This is a genomic window from Providencia sp. R33, from assembly GCF_019343475.1.
GTDB lineage: Bacteria > Pseudomonadota > Gammaproteobacteria > Enterobacterales > Enterobacteriaceae > Providencia.
This window is the reverse complement of the sequence record NZ_CP072453.1, coordinates 3730845-3749118: the sequence shown is the minus strand read 5'-3', so window position 1 is coordinate 3749118 and position 18274 is coordinate 3730845. Positions and strand designations below refer to the sequence as shown.

13 protein-coding genes and 1 pseudogene are annotated in these 18274 nt (G+C 41.7%); 7 read left to right on the top strand and 7 right to left on the bottom strand.

Features of this window, described 5'->3' with window-relative positions:
• Positions 1-25: 25 nt before the first annotated feature.
• From atpD to J6836_RS17590, 6 genes are all read left to right on the top strand, one after another.
• The gene (gene atpD, locus J6836_RS17615; RefSeq protein WP_219245198.1) at positions 26-1408 is read left to right on the top strand and encodes a F0F1 ATP synthase subunit beta; all 1383 of its coding nucleotides are present in this window, start codon (positions 26-28) and stop codon (positions 1406-1408) included.
• Between the two features lie 21 nt (positions 1409-1429).
• Complete coding sequence (locus J6836_RS17610) at positions 1430-1855, top strand: F0F1 ATP synthase subunit epsilon (RefSeq protein WP_042846797.1); 426 nt, start codon at positions 1430-1432, stop codon at positions 1853-1855.
• A gap of 126 nt (positions 1856-1981) precedes the next feature.
• Positions 1982-3352 carry a bifunctional UDP-N-acetylglucosamine diphosphorylase/glucosamine-1-phosphate N-acetyltransferase GlmU gene (gene glmU / locus J6836_RS17605; protein ID WP_219245197.1) on the top strand — a complete coding sequence of 457 codons (1371 nt, stop codon included), beginning with the start codon at positions 1982-1984 and terminating at the stop codon, positions 3350-3352.
• A gap of 191 nt (positions 3353-3543) precedes the next feature.
• Positions 3544-5376 carry a glutamine--fructose-6-phosphate transaminase (isomerizing) gene (glmS, locus tag J6836_RS17600; RefSeq protein ID WP_219245196.1) on the top strand — a complete coding sequence of 611 codons (1833 nt, stop codon included), beginning with the start codon at positions 3544-3546 and terminating at the stop codon, positions 5374-5376.
• Positions 5377-5778: 402 nt separating this feature from the next.
• Positions 5779-7077, top strand: a complete 1299-nt coding sequence (locus J6836_RS17595; protein ID WP_219245195.1) for an SLC13 family permease — start codon at positions 5779-5781, stop codon at positions 7075-7077.
• 164 nt (positions 7078-7241) lie between these two features.
• Entirely contained in the window at positions 7242-8408 is a 1167-nt protein-coding gene (locus tag J6836_RS17590; RefSeq protein ID WP_219245194.1) for a hypothetical protein, read from the top strand.
• 64 nt (positions 8409-8472) lie between these two features.
• Here J6836_RS17590 and J6836_RS17585 read toward each other — a convergent pair whose 3' ends face one another.
• The 6 genes and pseudogenes from J6836_RS17585 to J6836_RS17560 form a co-directional block, all read right to left on the bottom strand.
• Positions 8473-9576, bottom strand: a complete 1104-nt coding sequence (locus J6836_RS17585) for an ABC transporter substrate-binding protein (protein ID WP_219245193.1) — start codon at positions 9574-9576, stop codon at positions 8473-8475.
• A complete protein-coding gene (locus tag J6836_RS23225; protein ID WP_219245192.1) occupies positions 9573-10442 on the bottom strand; it encodes a PepSY-associated TM helix domain-containing protein in 870 nt (289 codons plus the stop codon). The genes J6836_RS17585 and J6836_RS23225 overlap by 4 nt, the downstream gene beginning before the upstream one ends.
• Positions 10443-10447: 5 nt before the next feature.
• Positions 10448-12592, bottom strand: a complete 2145-nt coding sequence (locus J6836_RS17575; RefSeq protein WP_219245191.1) for a TonB-dependent siderophore receptor — start codon at positions 12590-12592, stop codon at positions 10448-10450.
• Between the two features lie 135 nt (positions 12593-12727).
• On the bottom strand, positions 12728-13570 hold the full coding sequence (locus tag J6836_RS17570) for a helix-turn-helix domain-containing protein (RefSeq protein ID WP_219245190.1): 843 nt from the start codon (positions 13568-13570) through the stop codon (positions 12728-12730).
• Between the two features lie 121 nt (positions 13571-13691).
• The gene (locus J6836_RS17565) at positions 13692-14507 is read right to left on the bottom strand and encodes a hypothetical protein (RefSeq protein ID WP_219245189.1); all 816 of its coding nucleotides are present in this window, start codon (positions 14505-14507) and stop codon (positions 13692-13694) included.
• A 64-nt stretch (positions 14508-14571) separates the two neighbouring features.
• Positions 14572-15104 (bottom strand): annotated as a pseudogene (locus tag J6836_RS17560) (TetR/AcrR family transcriptional regulator).
• A gap of 94 nt (positions 15105-15198) precedes the next feature.
• On the opposite strand from J6836_RS17560, the gene J6836_RS17555 reads away from it, so the two are divergent.
• Positions 15199-16698: an MFS transporter gene (locus J6836_RS17555; RefSeq protein ID WP_219245188.1), complete on the top strand. Its 1500-nt coding sequence runs from the start codon at positions 15199-15201 to the stop codon at positions 16696-16698.
• Positions 16699-16793: 95 nt separating this feature from the next.
• Here the strand turns inward: J6836_RS17555 and J6836_RS17550 are convergent, their stop codons facing one another.
• Complete coding sequence (locus J6836_RS17550; protein WP_219245187.1) at positions 16794-18203, bottom strand: MFS transporter; 1410 nt, start codon at positions 18201-18203, stop codon at positions 16794-16796.
• Positions 18204-18274 lie beyond the last annotated feature (71 nt).

The window sequence follows — 18274 nt, the reverse complement described above, 5'->3', positions numbered from 1 at the left end:
TTACGAATTACGTAGAGGATTCAAGATGGCTACTGGAAAGATTATCCAGGTAATCGGCGCCGTTGTGGACGTCGAGTTCCCTCAAGATAGCGTACCAAAAGTGTATGACGCTCTTGAGGTTATGAACGGTAAAGACAAACTGGTGCTGGAAGTTCAGCAACAGCTAGGCGGTGGTGTTGTTCGTTGTATCGCAATGGGTACATCAGACGGCCTAAGCCGTGGTTTAAGTGTTGTTAACTTAGATCACCCAATCGAAGTACCAGTAGGTAAAGCAACTCTAGGACGTATCATGAACGTTCTGGGTGAACCTATTGATATGAAAGGTGATATCGGCGAAGAAGAGCGCTGGTCAATTCACCGTGCTGCACCAAGCTACGAAGAGTTAGCTAACTCAACAGAACTGCTGGAAACCGGTATCAAAGTAATGGACTTAATCTGTCCATTCGCGAAAGGTGGTAAAGTTGGTCTGTTCGGTGGTGCGGGTGTTGGTAAAACAGTAAACATGATGGAACTGATCCGTAACATCGCGATTGAGCACTCAGGTTACTCAGTGTTCGCGGGTGTTGGTGAGCGTACTCGTGAAGGGAACGACTTCTATCATGAAATGACCGACTCAAACGTTCTGGATAAAGTATCACTGGTTTATGGCCAGATGAATGAGCCACCAGGAAACCGTCTGCGCGTTGCGTTGACTGGTCTGACTATGGCTGAGAAATTCCGTGACGAAGGTCGTGACGTACTGCTGTTCGTTGACAACATTTATCGTTACACCTTAGCAGGTACTGAAGTATCAGCACTGTTAGGTCGTATGCCATCAGCGGTAGGTTATCAGCCAACGCTGGCGGAAGAGATGGGTGTTCTGCAAGAACGTATTACCTCAACTCAAACGGGTTCTATCACTTCCGTACAAGCGGTTTACGTTCCTGCGGATGACTTGACTGACCCATCACCAGCAACAACCTTTGCTCACTTAGACGCAACGGTAGTTCTGAGCCGTCAAATCGCATCTCTGGGTATCTACCCAGCGGTTGACCCTCTGGATTCTACTAGCCGTCAGTTAGACCCACTCGTCGTTGGTCAAGAGCACTATGATGTTGCACGTGGCGTTCAGTCTATTCTGCAACGTTACCAAGAACTGAAAGATATCATTGCAATTCTGGGTATGGATGAACTGTCTGAAGAAGACAAACTGGTTGTTGCTCGTGCTCGTAAGATCCAGCGCTTCCTGTCTCAACCATTCTTCGTTGCTGAAGTATTTACCGGTTCACCAGGTAAGTTCGTTTCCCTGAAAGACACTATCCGTGGCTTCGGCGGTATCCTGAACGGTGATTACGACCACCTGCCAGAACAAGCGTTCTATATGGTTGGTACCATTGAAGAAGCTGTGGAAAAAGCGAAAAAGCTTTAATCCAGCTGACAGGAGGTTGATATGGTAGCTGCAATGACATACCACCTGACTGTAGTGAGTGCTGAAAAACAAATGTTTGAAGGCCTAGTACAGAAAATTCAGGTGACAGGTAGTGAAGGTGAGCTGGGGATTTACCCGCAGCATACCCCGCTGCTGACTGCCATAAAACCGGGCATGGTACGTATTACCAAGCAGTTTGGTGAAGAAGAACTAATTTACCTCTCTGGCGGTATTTTAGAAGTGCAGCCAAACGGTGTTATCGTACTCGCTGATACAGCGATCCGTGGTAAAGATTTAGATGAAGCTCGTGCAGTGGAATCTAAACGCAAAGCGGAAGAACACGTCCGTAAAGCACACGGCGATGTTGATTATGCTCAGGCATCGGCAGAACTTGCAAAAGCAATAGCGAAACTTCGAGTCATCGAGTTAACTAAAAAGCTAATGTAATGATAGCGGTATAGTAAAAAAAGCCAGTTGGTTAATCCTAACTGGCTTTTTTATTTGAGCGAAATATGTAGTATTTTAAATAGGAAATAGGTTTACTTTCATCCCAAAGTTGGAGTTTCAGGAAAAATGACTGTGCAAAGAAAAAGTGTCGTAATTTTAGCTGCCGGTAAAGGCACACGGATGTATTCAGATTTGCCTAAAGTTTTGCATTTACTTGCGGGCAAACCAATGGTTCAGCACGTAATTGATACTGCAAAATCAATCGGTGCATCAGATATCCATCTGGTATACGGGCATGGCGGTGATTTACTGAAAGAAAAACTGGGTGAGCAGAATTTAAATTGGGTTCTGCAAGCAGAGCAACTCGGTACAGGCCATGCAATGCAACAGGCGGCACCAAGCTTCCAAGACGATGAAGATATTGTCATGTTGTACGGTGATGTACCTCTGATTGCTAAAGATACGTTAGACCGCCTGATTGAAGTTAAACCCCAAGGTGGGATTGGCTTACTGACTGTGATTTTAGATAACCCAACGGGTTATGGTCGTATTATTCGCGAAAATAATGAAGTCGTCGGTATTATTGAACAAAAAGATGCGACTGAAGAGCAGCGTAAAATCCAAGAGATTAACACTGGGATCATGGTTGCAAGCGGTAAAGATTTCAAACGTTGGTTGGCTCAGCTGAACAACGATAATGCGCAAGGTGAATATTACATCACGGATATTATCGCCCTTGCTCATAAAGAAGGTAATAAGGTAGCAACCGTTCACCCAAGCCGTTTAAGCGAGATGGAAGGGGTTAACAACCGTCTGCAACTGGCTGCGCTTGAGCGTGTTTACCAGAAAGAACAAGCAGAAAAACTGTTGTTGGCGGGTGTGATGCTAATCGACCCAGAGCGTTTTGATATTCGCGGTACCTTAACCCATGGACGTGACATTATTATCGATACCAATGTCATTATCGAAGGGAATGTGACGCTGGGTAACAACGTACAAATACAATCTGGCTGTATCTTAAGGGATTGCGTTATTGGTGATAACTCAATTATTAGCCCATATTCAGTCATAGAAAACTCTGAATTATCATCAGAATGTACGGTTGGTCCTTTTGCTCGTTTGCGTCCGGGTGCTAAATTAGCGGCTAAAGCGCATGTGGGTAATTTCGTTGAAATGAAAAATGCCTCTTTAGGTTTAGGTTCAAAAGCGGGGCATTTAAGTTACCTTGGCGATGCGCAAATTGGCGATAACGTGAATATCGGCGCAGGGACCATCACTTGTAACTATGATGGTGCGAATAAGCATAAAACCATTATCGGTGATGATGTTTTTGTGGGCTCGGATACTCAGTTAGTCGCGCCAGTTTCTGTGGCAAAAGGTGCAACTATTGGCGCAGGCACGACAGTTACACGTGATGTTAACGAAGACGAATTAGTCGTTAGCCGTGTTAAGCAAATGCACATTAAAAACTGGCAGCGCCCGGTCAAGAAAAAATAAGTGAATTTTGATAAGGGGCCTATTGCCCCTTTGAATATAAAAAGCAGTAAATTATAAAATAGCTACCAAAGGTGGCATAAAAATATCTCCCCATTTTCTACAAGGCTGGGGAGCAGCGAAAGCTGAAAAACAATTAGGTTACGACAAATAGAGGTTTCTAAAGAAACCTTTTGTCTAGGAATTAATAAAATATGTGTGGAATTGTAGGTGCTGTTGCACAACGTGATATCGCAGAAATTCTGTTAGAAGGTCTTCGTCGTCTTGAATATCGTGGTTATGACTCTGCTGGTATGGCAGTAGTTGATCACGAAGGTCATTTGCAACGCTTACGTGAAGTGGGCAAAGTGCAAATGCTGGCGGAAGAAGCAGAGAAAACCCCAGTTTCTGGTGGAACGGGAATTGCACATACCCGCTGGGCGACTCATGGTGTGCCAAGTGAACGTAATGCTCACCCGCATACATCGGGTTATATTGCGGTTGTTCACAACGGTATTATTGAAAACTATTTAGAACTCAAAGACGAACTGAAAAAGCTTGGTTATGTCTTTAGTTCAGAAACTGACACTGAAGTGATTGCACACCTTGTTCATCATGAACAACAAAAAGGTGGCACGCTGGTGGAAGTGGTTCAACGTGTTATTCCACAATTGCGCGGCGCTTACGGTACCGTGATTATGGATAGCCGTATTCCTGAATTATTAGTCGCAGCACGCTCTGGTAGCCCATTGGTTATCGGCTTGGGTGTCGGCGAAAACTTCTTAGCGTCTGACCAACTGGCATTGTTACCTGTGACTCGTCGTTTCATCTACCTTGAAGAAGGGGATGTTGCTGAAGTCACTCGCCGTACTGTTCGTATCTTTGATAACAGCGGTGCCCCAGTTGAGCGCGAACAAATTGAATCGAATGTTCAATATGATGCAGGTGATAAAGGTGTGTATCGCCATTACATGCAAAAAGAAATTTACGAACAGCCGATGGCCATTAAAAACACCCTTGAAGGGCGTTTTGATAAAGACAACGGTATCGATTTAAGCGAGTTAGGCCCGAAAGCGAACGAAATTCTTTCCCAAGTTGAACATATCCAAATCGTTGCTTGCGGAACCTCTTACAACGCAGGGATGGTCGCTCGTTACTGGTTTGAATCCTTAGCGGGTATTCCATGCGATGTGGAAATTGCCTCTGAGTATCGTTACCGTAATCCAGCACACCGTAAAAATAGCTTGATGATCACCCTTTCTCAGTCAGGTGAAACAGCAGACACACTGGCAGCGCTGCGTTTATCAAAAGAGTTAGGCTACCTGACCTCGTTAGCAGTTTGTAACGTTGCAGGTTCTTCTCTGGTACGTGAATCTGAATTTGCATTGATGACAAAGGCGGGTGCAGAAATTGGTGTGGCATCAACCAAAGCATTCACTACCCAATTAACTGTATTGCTGATGTTAGTGGCGTACATGGGCCGCTTAAAAGGTGCAAACCCTGAGTTAGAAGAACGTATTTCTCATGCGTTACATGCGCTTCCTGCACGTATTGAAAGCATGCTGTCGCAAGATAAAGTCATTGAAGCATTAGCTGAAGATTTCTCTGACAAGCACCATGCCTTGTTCTTAGGCCGTGGCGATCAATTCCCTATCGCAGTTGAAGGGGCATTGAAATTAAAAGAAATTTCATACATTCACGCTGAAGCTTATGCCGCGGGTGAATTAAAACACGGCCCATTAGCGTTAATTGACGCTGATATGCCAGTTATCATCATCGCACCTAACAATGAGTTATTGGAAAAACTGAAATCCAATATTGAAGAAGTGCGCGCACGTGGTGGCTTACTGTATGTGTTTGCAGATCAAGACGCAGGTTTTGTCGCAAGCGAAAACATGAAAATAGTTTCTCTGCCACATGTTGAAGAGTTGATTGCACCAATTTTCTACACTGTTCCCCTGCAACTGTTGTCTTACCATGTTGCATTGATCAAAGGGACTGATGTTGACCAACCACGTAACTTAGCGAAGTCCGTGACGGTTGAGTAATCAGTATCCAGAGATTTAGAATTGCAGCCGGTATAACTGAGATTAATTAAGTTATACCGGCTTTTTATTATCAATAAGACAGTCAATATAACGGGTTACTTTCGAGGGGATCTTTTTAAGGGGCGACGCGTTATTCTCCACGAACGTATTAAAAATAGTCATTTACCATTGAATTTCATTGGGTTGTACTGATTAAACACAATTTGCTGTTCTTTTTTCACACTTATCCTGCACGTTCAAATAAAACTGAAAATTTAATGTGTATCAATTACTTTTTTGAACTATAACAAATAGATGGTTTTTCGTTGCTTATGTATGCATCTGTTTGCGATTAATTTCACGTATACTTAATTTTTTAATGCGGCTTTAAACGATAATAAAAACCAATATAAGGCGAGCTAGATGGCAGAGATAGAATGGGTTAGTGCGATAGTCATTGCAATCACAATCGGTTTTTGGGCGACAGGGAAACTCCCTGAATATTTGGTGGCATTACTGTTTCTAGCCGCGGCAGCATGTTTGCATTTAGCGCCGACTAATGTGATTTTTTCAGGATTCACTTCAGAAGCTTTTTGGCTTGTGTTAAGCGGCTTTATCCTTGGTTTTGCGATTAATAAAGTTGGGCTGGCGGAGCGTATTGCTCAACATATCTCAGGGCGATTTACAAATTCATGGTTGAAATTAATTATCGGAGTGGTGATCCTCGCTTATGGGTTGGCTTTTATTATGCCATCGAACATGGGACGGATTGCACTATTGATGCCTATTGTGATGGCGATTGCGGATAAAGTCGGATTAGAAAGTGGCAGCCGAGGGCGTATAGGGTTAGCGTTAGCCGTCGGGTTTGGTACATTCCAACTTTCAGCCACGATATTACCTGCTAACGTACCGAATTTAGTGATGGCTGGTGCAATAGAAACCACCTACGTGATAAAGCTATCTTATCTAAACTACCTATTTCTCCATATGCCTATTCTGGGGCTAATCAAAGGTCTTCTAGTCATTCTATGTATTTATTTCCTATTTCCTGCCAAATTACAGGCGATAGCTGAACAAAAAAAATTACCGCCGATGAGCCGTAATGAGAAAAAACTGGGTCTTCTTTTGGCGATAACCTTACTTTTTTGGATTACGGATACCACCCATGGTATTTCCCCTGCATGGGTTGGTTTAGTGGCGGCATGTTTATGTTTACTGCCGAAAGTGGGGTTTGTGACCAATGATGAATTTGTTCAAGCGGTAAATATCCGTACTTGTATTTATGTGGCGGGAATTTTAAGCCTAGCAACATTAGTGAGTTATTCCAATGTCGGAATGGTAGTAGGTACTTACCTTCAAAAATTATTGCCATTGGACCCTAATAGCCCATTTGTGGATTTTGGTAGCTTAGTTGGGCTGACCAGTGGGTTAAACTTTGTCGTAACGGCTAATGGTGTCCCTGCATTATATACACCGTTGGCAGAATCGCTCTCCAGTGCAACTGGGTTACCCATGATTGCCGTACTGATGATACAGGTTATTGGTTATTCAACGCCATTGTTGCCTTATCAGGCATCCCCCATTGTTGTGGCTATGGGGATGGGCAAAGTGCCATTAATGGATGGCGTTAGATTATGTATTATATTATTTATACTGACTTTCCTTTTGTTAGTTCCTCTGGATTATTTTTGGTTTAGATTGCTGGGCGTGATCCCCTCTTAGTTTTATCAAAAGAGGCGATTTTGTTTTCAACGGTTTTCTTACCATTTTGCGTTAGCCAAAGGCTCATTATTTTATCGTAATGGGCTTTTTTTATTATCTAAGAAATATAGTTTCTATTTTTTGTTTTTTTTAATATAAAATGAAAAAAAACAAGGAAATAAAATATGGAAATTATATTTATTGATGTAATTAATAAAGAATATGAATCTTTGTGTCAATTATATTGGCAGGTTGAGGAAAATAGTCGCTTTTCATATTCAATGCTTAAATTAGAAGAAAAAACACAGTTAAAAACCAAAGAAATAAAAGCAATCGTTGCTCAAAGCTGTAAAGCTTATTGTTTAAAGCTAAAATGCGTTTCCTGTGGTGAAATGGAACCATTAAAAGATAGAAGTCATTTTAGTCATTTAGATAATTTAGAACATATATGTATTGATTGTATTCGTATTGAAAATGAAAAAGAACGGTTAGAGAAGGTAGAATACATTGATATGATGAGGCTTTATAAAAAAGAAACCGCAATAAGTATCAATGACCTTTCCTTTGAAAATAGTGTTTTCTTACTTGCACTGATACGCCATAGTGCTGATGAAGACCTAATGTATTTAGAAAACCTTGAAAGCCAGAAGTGTAAAAAACTGACACCAAATTATGAATTTGACAGATTTATTATCGAACAACTCTATGCAGCAGGTGTACTGGCTATTAGCTCAATGACTAATTTAGAACGATTGTATATGAATGAAGAATATATTAATTTCAATACAATGTTGATGTGCTGGGAGGTTGTTATTGCAGAAACAGATAACTTATCAGTTATTATTGATTTGTTAGAAGATAAGTTATCAAATATGCAGTTTTTAAACGAAAAAAAAGAAGAACTCATCACATTATGTAAAAAGAATAATTTATTTGAGTGCTTTTTTTATCTTAACAATGAAATGTCTGAATATGGCTTTACTTCTTTTCAAATTGGTGAAAAAACGACAAAAAACATTGCTAATTTATTAGAGAGTTTATCTGTTGGGCAGGTTTTTCATATTATCGCTAAGACGGTTGCGGATGCCTTTATCTATCACCAAAAAAAATCGAATAAAATCAATAAGGGGCAAGCAGCGAATTCTGTTGTTGATGCAATGAAAAGAATGCATGAAAGGTACTCTGCAAATGGGTGGCAGATATATTCAAAATATCGACCTCGTGATTATCCTCAATCAGTACTTTGTCAGGTTTTATTTGTGTTTATTTTGCATACGGATGATGGCGGAATTCATAAGCCGTTAAAACAAATAATAATTGAGGACGAAAGAGGTGTTTTTTCGACGCAGTAAATCGTTTATTTTGAAATGGTGAGTCGGCTATTGGTTTCCATAACTGACCCACCAAAATAAAACGTTATTTTAACGTCAAGGAAAACACCCCTGTTGCAGGGATTGGCATAAATCGTTGGTACATTTCTTTGCGGGTAGCTTCTGGGTCAATATCGCTAAATAACTCTGGGTGTAGCCATTTTGCTAACGATTGAAAGGCGATAATATTTTCAGGTGAATCATAGAAAATATGCCACAAACCATGCACTCGCCCTTGTTCGACCGCGCGTAATTGACCTATCGGCTTGCGAGTCGAAACGGCTTTTAAACTCGATTGTGCAGCTTGTTCTGTGGCGGAATAACCAACTGTTACTCCTGCTTTACCTTCAGGGAAAACCCCTGTTGCAACATAGACATCGGGCTGGCTTGACAAAATAAATTCTGGGTTAAGTTTGCCAATTGCCCCGGGAATGATTTTTTCACCAATCGCGATACCACCAGCAAGGTTAATCATATCCGTCATACTGCCTTTCCCAGGTGATCCACAGCATTCTTGTAAGCCGGGTAGATAATCCACAAAAATCGTTGGCTTATTTTTTGTTTCTATATTGGTTGGAATACGCGTAATAATTTCATCCATCTTTTGCTGGTAATAGGCATTAAATTCGTTGGCTTGAGCCTCTTTACCTATCGCTTGCCCGAGTATTTTCATGCTCAATTGGGTGTGTTTAATAGGGTACTGGCTGAAATCCACGTGAATTACCGCAATTCCGGCTGATTCTAGTAAACGAGCCGCTTCACTGCCAGCGCCGGGGCCATGGCCTCCGGTTAGCGGTAAGATAACTAAATCAGGTTGCAGGGCTAAGGCCTTTTCGATACTGAATGTATCCTCTGAGCCACCACCAACCGTTGGAATATCATCAATGTGTTTAAACACGGCTTTGTACGCGGCATACCCTTGTACATCTAAATCACGAAAATCCCCTTGCCACCCAACGATTCGTTGAAATGGAGCTTCTTTTTCTAAGATGGAAAGCGGGTAAATCATCCGCCCTTCCCCCAGCAAAATGCGCTGAACGTGATCAGGAACTTGCACTTGTCGGCCGGTAATATCGGTCACGGTGACTGCTTGGCTGTAGATGGAAAATGAAAAGAGACTGAATGAGAGTAAAGAACGTAATAATTTCATTGTTTTATCCTGTTAACAGATAGCGCAAAAGAGCGCCGTTTTTTCCACCAAATCACTACGCCACTGATATACAGAAAGGGTAATAAAAAGCCGGAAAAAAACACAATAAGCAGCCCAAAGAAACCCAGTCCAATTTCGCTATGGAGAGTTGAAACCAAACCTTTGATTTCTTGGGCTGAAATTAATGAAGTGAATAAATCGGGGCGAGCCAGTAGCACACCGCTGAAGGCAATAATAAAAAGTGGGAGAGTAAAATAGATAGCAAAGAAATAGTGCCATTGACGCCATTTTGCCCCATTTTTTAGGCCTTTTTTCCAATGTACTAACATGGAAAATACATTTTTCCTTGGCCACCATAATAGGGCACCACTCACTATTGATACGATCAACACCACGCCACAAGTTAATACCAACCAGCTTCCTATATCAGGAGGTAATAGCAGCAAACGGTGTAATGAAACCACTTTGGCAAAGAGTAAATCATCAAAAATAACAAACCCTTTTGCATCTGCATTGATTGGGTCAATAAAGGCGATAGCCAATTTATTCGATGGGGCAACGGAGCCAAACACCATCGCGTTCGTTGCCGGAATAAAGCCACTGTTCGGCGGTGCGACACCCATCACTTTATTGAGCTGCGGATAGCTATTTTTTGCTTGCTGTCGCCAAATGTCTGACGACAGCAGTGTCCCTTGTGCATGGGGCGTTGCATATAACGCCTGTTGGCCAATTTCCCATTCTAAAAAGGGTTTCTTCAGTAATAGCAGCGAACCCGAAATCCCTAAAATAGCAATGAAAAAACCGATTACTAAACCAAGGTATAAATGGATTTTTAGCCAATATTGACGTGAAGAATGCTTAGCCATCACGATCACCAACGGTACCGTAATGAGGCAATCACAGTTCTATCAAAGCCAACAGAACATCCACCCATTGAACAACTGGTATAGTATTGTTTATTGGTAATATTGTTGACGTTTACACCAACTCGCCAGTTATTCAAGTTGGCATTTAGCCCACCTAAGTCATAATGTGCCGCAGCATCAAAAAGGGTATTTGATGGGTTCGAAATGGTGTCATAGTTATTCACGGGTGATGATCCCGTATAACGAACACCCGCACCAAGCCCTAAGCCTTGTAACTGCCCGCTTTGCAAGGTGTAATCTGCCCATGCTGACGCGGTGTGTTCTGGTAACCCAGTTGGCCGCTTACCTTTTTCTGCGGCATTATTGGTTTTGGTATTTTCCAATTGGTTATAGGTATACGCAGCAGTTAAGTTTAGGCCATCAAATGGTGAGTAAACCCCTTGTAATTCAACACCTCTTGAGCGAACTTCCCCAGTTTGTAAGCTATTTAAATTATTTTCAGGGTCGGCGGTGAGCATGTTTTGTTGCTTCAACTCAAACACTGCTAAAGTGAGGTTGGTATTGCTGCCTTCTGGCTGATATTTCAGCCCTGCCTCCATTTGTTTGGCAGTAATCGGCTTATAGTTATTGCCATAAAAGTTAACCCCGAGTTGCGGGTTAAATGACGTGGAATAGCTTACATAAGGAGCTAATCCAAAGTCGGTAACATACATAGCAGCGGTGCGGTAGGTAAATTTACTGTCTCGCTGTTCAGTAGATGTTTCACTTTTTCGATTGCGTGTTTTGCTATTCGACCAATCTTCTCTACCGCTTAAAACCAAGATCACGCCGTTATTAAATTTCGCTTGCTGTTGTGCATAAATGCCTATTTGGTCGCTGGTTTGTAGCGTGTTGGACATCATATTATTGACAGGGCCGTAATCACCACCGTAGCTCGGGTTGTAAATATCGATTGAGCTCGCCTTTCCGGTCATCAAAATATAGTCTTCGCGGGTATGACGATAATCCACGCCTGCAAGTGAGGTCATTTCGATGTTATCTACCCACCAGTTAGCCTGTAAGTTGTTGTCTAAACTCAGAACATCACCTTTAATACGAAAATGGTAAGCCACACGGTTTAAGGTTTTCATATCGGGAGAAAGGTTCATTCCCTGCGCAATATTGGTATTTAAATCGGTATGGCTAAAACGTGCACCTGAGTGAGCCGAAAAGGTTTCGTTAAAATCGGTATCTAATTGATAACCAAGAGAAGCTTGAGTTCTGTCATTTTTTAACCCAGGCTCATCGAGGAAAACATTGGGGTTCACTTTACCGTTAGGGTTCGGAAGCAGCGTGCCATTTAACGGTAAGAAAGGCCGCGGGGCACCAAATTTATCATGGCTGTAATCGGCTAATACCGTGAATGTGGTATTGTCATTCGGTAACCAAGTAAAGGCTGGGGCGATATAAACTTTATCGTCTTTGATGTGTTTGATTTGCGTATCACTTTTACGTACCAGCCCTGTTAGGCGATAAAAGTATTTATCGCTGCCATCGATTGGGCCACTAAAGTCCCCTTGTAGTTGTCGGCGGTCAAAGTTACCCCCTTGCACCTCGATTTCATGAAGTGGTTGGTACAAAGGCCGCTTAGTAATTTGGTTAACAATCCCGCCCGGTGAGTTTTGACCGTATAAAACGGAAGAAGGACCACGAATGACATCAACGCGCTCTAAGCCATAAGGCTCCACTTTAGGCCAGGCTTGCGCGGTGGTGTTGCGTAAGCCATCTCTTAACATCCCTGTACTGGATGCATTAAAGCCACGGATATTTAAGCTATCAAAGCGCGATGATGCCGCCCCGTTGGTTTGTAGCACACCAGAGGTATAGCGCAGCGCTTCACCGACAGACTGTGCGTTATGCGCACTCATCTCGTCACGCGTGACAACACTGATGGCTTGTGGTGTTTCAATTAACGCTGTATTGGTTTTTGTTGCGCTGGTACTGCGTGTCGCTACATAACCCTCTATTTCCCCTGTTGGGGATTGTACAGGGGAGGCGGTGACGACAATTTTCTCGTGTTTGGCTTGATTGTTTTCTTTTGAATAGGCAGCAGACGAAAAAATTAATGAAATAACAGTAAGATAAATAGGTGAATACGGATAATTTTTCATTGAGACGCGAACCCTAGCAAGAAAGATAAAACGAGAATGTATCTCATTTACACTTTTTCGGTATTCACGTCGCTTTGGGTATTCGGACTATTTGTTTGTGAATATAAATATCCTATTGATTGGATTGATTAATAGTTAACACAATGTTTTAGGTGAAAAGCCAAATCGTTTACGAAAAGCCGTTGAAAGGTGTGCTGGTGAATAACCGACTTTCCATGCAATTGTCGAAACTTGTTCTGCACCAGTTGATAATAGGCGATAAGCCAACTGGAGGCGTTGTTCTTGGATAAATGGCGCAATAGAAGAGCCAAACAGTTGTTTAAATCCAAAATTGAGTTTGCGAATGTTGAGCCCTGAGAGTCGACTAAGTTGGTATAAACTTGGCGGTTGCGCTAAATCGGCTAGAATTAACGCTTTGGCTTCATTGAGTTTGCTTATGTCATGGCTGCTAAGTTTTGGGTGATGAATAGATTGGTGGCTTTGTTGGATGTGCTCAAATGAGTAAGCACAAAGCTCGAGTATTTTTCCCGTTAAATACATATCCCCAAGAGCTCCATTGAGAGGGCTGTTCAGTATTTGATTTCCTAACGCAGTGAGGACATTACCTGCGTGTTTAGAAAGTAATTGGGGCCCTTGATTTTTGGCAGCAAGTAGCAACTCGGGTTGTTTAATGTGAAAGGAATCGAGTAAGTGTTCAGATAAGCACACGGAGACATAACGCACGTCATCCGCTTGTAAAAAGCGTTGCTGGCTTTCTTGCTCGTGTTGGTTTGCAATCACGCATAATGATGCACCTGACAACGAAACCGTATTTTTATTATCAGGCTGGCATTCAAGTTCACCATTCATCATTAAGACGAGTTTTACCCCTTTCCATAAAGGCTCACTGACCCATTTCCCTGCTTCTGGGGTCATTTTTCCCCGCAAAAAGAAGGAATTGCTGTTTGGCAGTAGTGTTGTAACTTGGTTATTTTGCATACCACCAACCTTTGGGATATTGACGTTGTGAATAGTAATTCTAACTGATAATTATTATCATCACTACTAATAAAACCCAAGGATCTACAAGGTACTGGGGTTTATCTAATCCTCATTTAGATTATTTTTTTACTTTAAGTTTTAAATATTCACGAGTATATTTTGGAAATAAATCATACAGTTGGTTACTACCAAGGGAATTACGCCTTGCTTCAATGGGTAATGTGGCAAAATCTGCATCAATTAAGTGCAGTTTTCCTTGTTTGTCTTTTCTTACATTGCCATCAACGTTGTAGTCATGCAAGATTCTCCCGCGTGACTTAACGAATTGATAAGCTTCTTCCCCTGTAACAGATTGCCCATCAATAAATTTTGAAATTAAAACCTGTGCGCCATTTTTTAGTGTTAATACGCGGCAAAAATCTTTATTTTGATTAATATCTGCCAAGATCCGTCTACTACGGCCTAATTTAGCAAAGTGAGTAATTAGGTGTTGTCTATGTGTCGGTATTTTTATGGCGAAGTTGCCTACATGATAAGCGACCCCGTAGGATCCATCACCAATATAATTTTTTTCCTTTAATATAAGTATATTTGGGTCATTTAAATTTTCAGAACGAGATTTTAAGCATTCATCAATAAAAGTAGACTCTAGGATATTTTCTACATAAATATTTTTATCTTTTAATATATCAATAAATGTATTGATGTTTTTTGTGTTTTTTAATTTGATATTATCTATTTTTAATAAAAAACTATCTTTTATTTTATTGATAATAGATGTGTTTTTTGTTTTAAATAGATTCGTGATGAAATTTTTAATTGGATTTTTATTTCCGATTGAGTGGATATTATCAGTGATAAAATCACAATTACTTTTTGGGGCTGATGGAATGTAAATAGAGCTTTTAACGGGTGCTATCTGGGTGCTTTTCATGGTAATCCTCCATTTTTATAAACTATATAAAATGAAGAACTACCTCGATATCAAAAACAGATTTTTAGTTTAACTTTAATAAATTTTCCATATCACTAAATATAGATTGCCATTCACTATCATCGATTTCCATTAACCCCATATAGCGCAACATAAAAGCCCCTTCAGTTGCTAAAAATACCATGCGGGCTAATTTTCCTTTTTCTGTTGATGTGTCGAGGTTTGCGATGCGTTCCCGATACCAAATACGCGTGCTTTCGAGGTATTCAGGGGTTTGCAATAGCGAAGCCATCAATGAAGCGCCTTTTGCCATGGCGATTTTATCGTGCTGGTGGGTGGCTTGCATATGCGCCAAAACTTGGCCTTCTGGGGAGTTATCTTGTTCAACGGCTTGATTAAAAATCGTATCGTAGGACTGGCCCCATCGCTCAAACATTGCGTCGATTAAAGCGTCTTTATTGCCAAAACAGTATTGAACGCCCCCTTTGGAGATACCCATCGCTTTCGCAACCGCATCAATCGTTAGAGCTGCTGCACCTTGATGAATAACACAGCATCAAGCAGCTTTTCTCTGTCGATAGTTCGTTGACGTCCCATTTAGGAAAACCCCTTTTCAATACGTACGTATGGATTTATATTATAGCACGATCACCAATAAATGATGATCAAATAAACTCATTGAGAGAATGTTATGTTGACCGATTATAAGCGCTGGATAGTGCTTCTGTTAGTTTCAAGTGTGTTGTTTCTTATCGTTATTGATGTCACGGTGCTTTATACCGCGTTACCTAAATTAACGCACGATTTAGGGGCGACATCATCCGAAAAACTGTGGATTATGAATGCGTACCCGCTGGTGGTCGCTGGGTTATTGCCTGCTGCGGGGATGTTGAGTGACAAAGTCGGCCATAAGCGGATGTTTTTATTGGGACTGCCATTATTTGGTATCGCTTCTTTGTGTGCAGCATTTTCACCTACTGCAACCAGTTTAATTTTATCACGAGGTTTTCTTGCTGTTGGTGCGGCGGTGAGTATGCCTGCGACACTTGCCATTGTTAGGCACGTTTTTTTAGACCCAAAAGAAAGGGCGTTGGCGATTGGTATATGGTCTGCTGTGGCATCAGGCGGTGCAGCTATAGGCCCTTTAATTGGTGGAATTTTACTTAACCACTTTTGGTGGGGGTCAGTTTTCCTGATTAACGTCCCTGTCGTGTTACTGGTTATTCCTTTTGCTTATTACCTGATCCCGCAATGTGGTGGGCAAAGTCATAAAAAAATCGATATTTTAGGTTCAGTTCTAGTGCTAGTTGGCTTAATTGGTTCAATCTACGCATTAAAAGAGCTCGGTAAACCGTATATTGATTGGGTGAATGTACTGGTTGCAGGGGCGATTGGGGTTTTCTTTTTGGTGGCATTCAAACGCCGACAGATGGCATCTGAATCGCCCATGATTGATTTTGCGTTATTAAAGCAACCGAAATTCAGTGCTGGCATCATGATGGCGATTTTATCCATCGTGGTTATTGTTGGGGTTGAATTATTACTTAGCCAGCGTTTGCAGCTCGTTTTAGGGTATAGTCCATTTGTTGCCGCGTTGTATATCATCCCTATTCCATTGGCTTCTGTGATAGCAGCACCATTAGCGGGTATGTATTTGCATAAACTTGGTGAGGTCAAACTGACCCTTTTTGGCTTTATTTGTACATTAGTCGGTGTTGTCGGTTTAACGATGGTGTACCAAATCTCGACAGGGATTTTGTTACTGTCATTCCTTTTTTTGATTGGTTTTGGTTTGGGCGCCATTTTTACGACAGCGTCAACGACGGTGATGTTAAATGCCCCTGATGAAAAAGCGGGTATGGCAGCCTCAATCGAAGAGATTGCCTATGAAATTGGTAGCGTACTTGGCGTGACATTTATGGGTGGATTGATGAGTGCGATTTATACGTTAAAGCTCTCTCTACCAGAAGGTATAGCGGTTAGTGATAAAGTCTATGACAGTATTGATGAGGCGTTATTAGTGGCAGAAAAGTTACCTCAAGATAATGCGAGTTTATTGGTTAATCAGGCGAATATTGCTTTTGACCATGCATTTTTAGCGGTTATGGTCGCAACGATATTTGTTTTGTTAATCAGTATTATCGTTTTGCCTGTTTTCTTGCGGTCAAAAAAGACGTCATCAGTTTATTGATTTTCCTTTGTTTTTTCAAAACCTATCCAACCAGCAGTCAAACCTAATCGGTTTGTCAGTAGTCTGAGGGAGCAATTAGCTCCCTCTCTTCTTTTTTACTTCACTTTACGGATCAAAAAAATAGCTAATAATGGGCTAAGTGCGAATAACGCAAACAGCCAAATTGAAGCTTGTTGTGCACCCGCTATTCCCCCTGGGTTTATTAACCCGCTATTGTTCACGACCACACCAACTAATGCAGCAGAAAGAGCGGTAGCATACAGCTGAATTGTAATGATGGATGAGGAGGCTAAATTTTCTTCACCTTCAGGGGCGGCATTGAAAACACGCAGAACAAGGTGAGGCCAGCAAACGCCTATCCCAAGACCGACGCCCGTCATTGCCACTAAATACACAAGAAATAGCGGTAATGACTCAATGAGTTGCTGATTATGGGTTAAAACGGCTAACACAATCAGAGAGATAAATATGATGACCGGACCGGTTCGGATTATCTTCAGAACAATTGTTCCTGTTTTATTAGCGCTAAATAACGCACCGATAGTCCAGCCTGCCGCCATGATTGCGGTTAAATACCCAGCAGATAGTGGTGAGAAGTGATGGATTGTTTGTAAGAAATAAGGCACATAAATTTCAGTCGTCATACCGCCAACAAGCAAACACATGGTTAAGAAAATGACGCCAAGCGGGCTTTTCAGCGAATAACCGCCTGTGGGTAAAAGCCGTTTTCCGTTTTTACCATCTAAGCGTGCCATCGTAACTAACAAGGCAATACCGACAACTAAGCCAATAAGGTTTATCAATAGCTTGTCGGATAAGCTACCAATGGAAATGGCGAGCACTGAAATAACTAATAATGAAATCGCCAAGAACGGTATCTTATTATTCTGTGGTGTTTGAGATTGTTTTTTAGGTAATTGGTTAATCACAATAACGGAAAGAAATACCGCAACAGGAAGTAACGCCCAAAATGCCCAACGCCAGTGGCCACCTTGTGCGAAAATTCCCCCAATGGCTGGGCCGCATAATGTGGCTATTCCCCACATCCCAGACACAACGCCCATGGCTCGAGACCATAAATTTTCGGTAAAGACGATACGGATTAAGGCATAACTAAGTGCAAATAAAATTCCGCCGCCTAACCCTTGAAGAGCGCGACCGCCCAGTAAAACTAACATTGAAGGGGAGGCTGCACACCAAATGGAACCTAGTGAAAAGAGGGTGAGGGCGATTAAATACGCCAACTTTGGCCCAAAGCTATTGAGTACTTTGCTTGAGAGAGCGGAACCAACGATAGATGTAGCCACAAATAATGTCGTATTCCAGGCATAATATTCAAGGCCGCCAATATCATTTACGACACTTGGTAATATTGTTGTTACGATATAAATATTGATAGCATGTAAGGCAACGCCCCCAGTAAGGGCAATAGTCAGTAATGCATTGGTACCGCTGAGTAAATCAGCCCACTTAGCCTGTGGTAATGTCGATGTTTCATTGCTCATAGAGAGACCCGCTAGACGGAATAGGAAAAAAAGAGGTATTATCCAAGTAACAGCTTGGATAATAGAGTCGC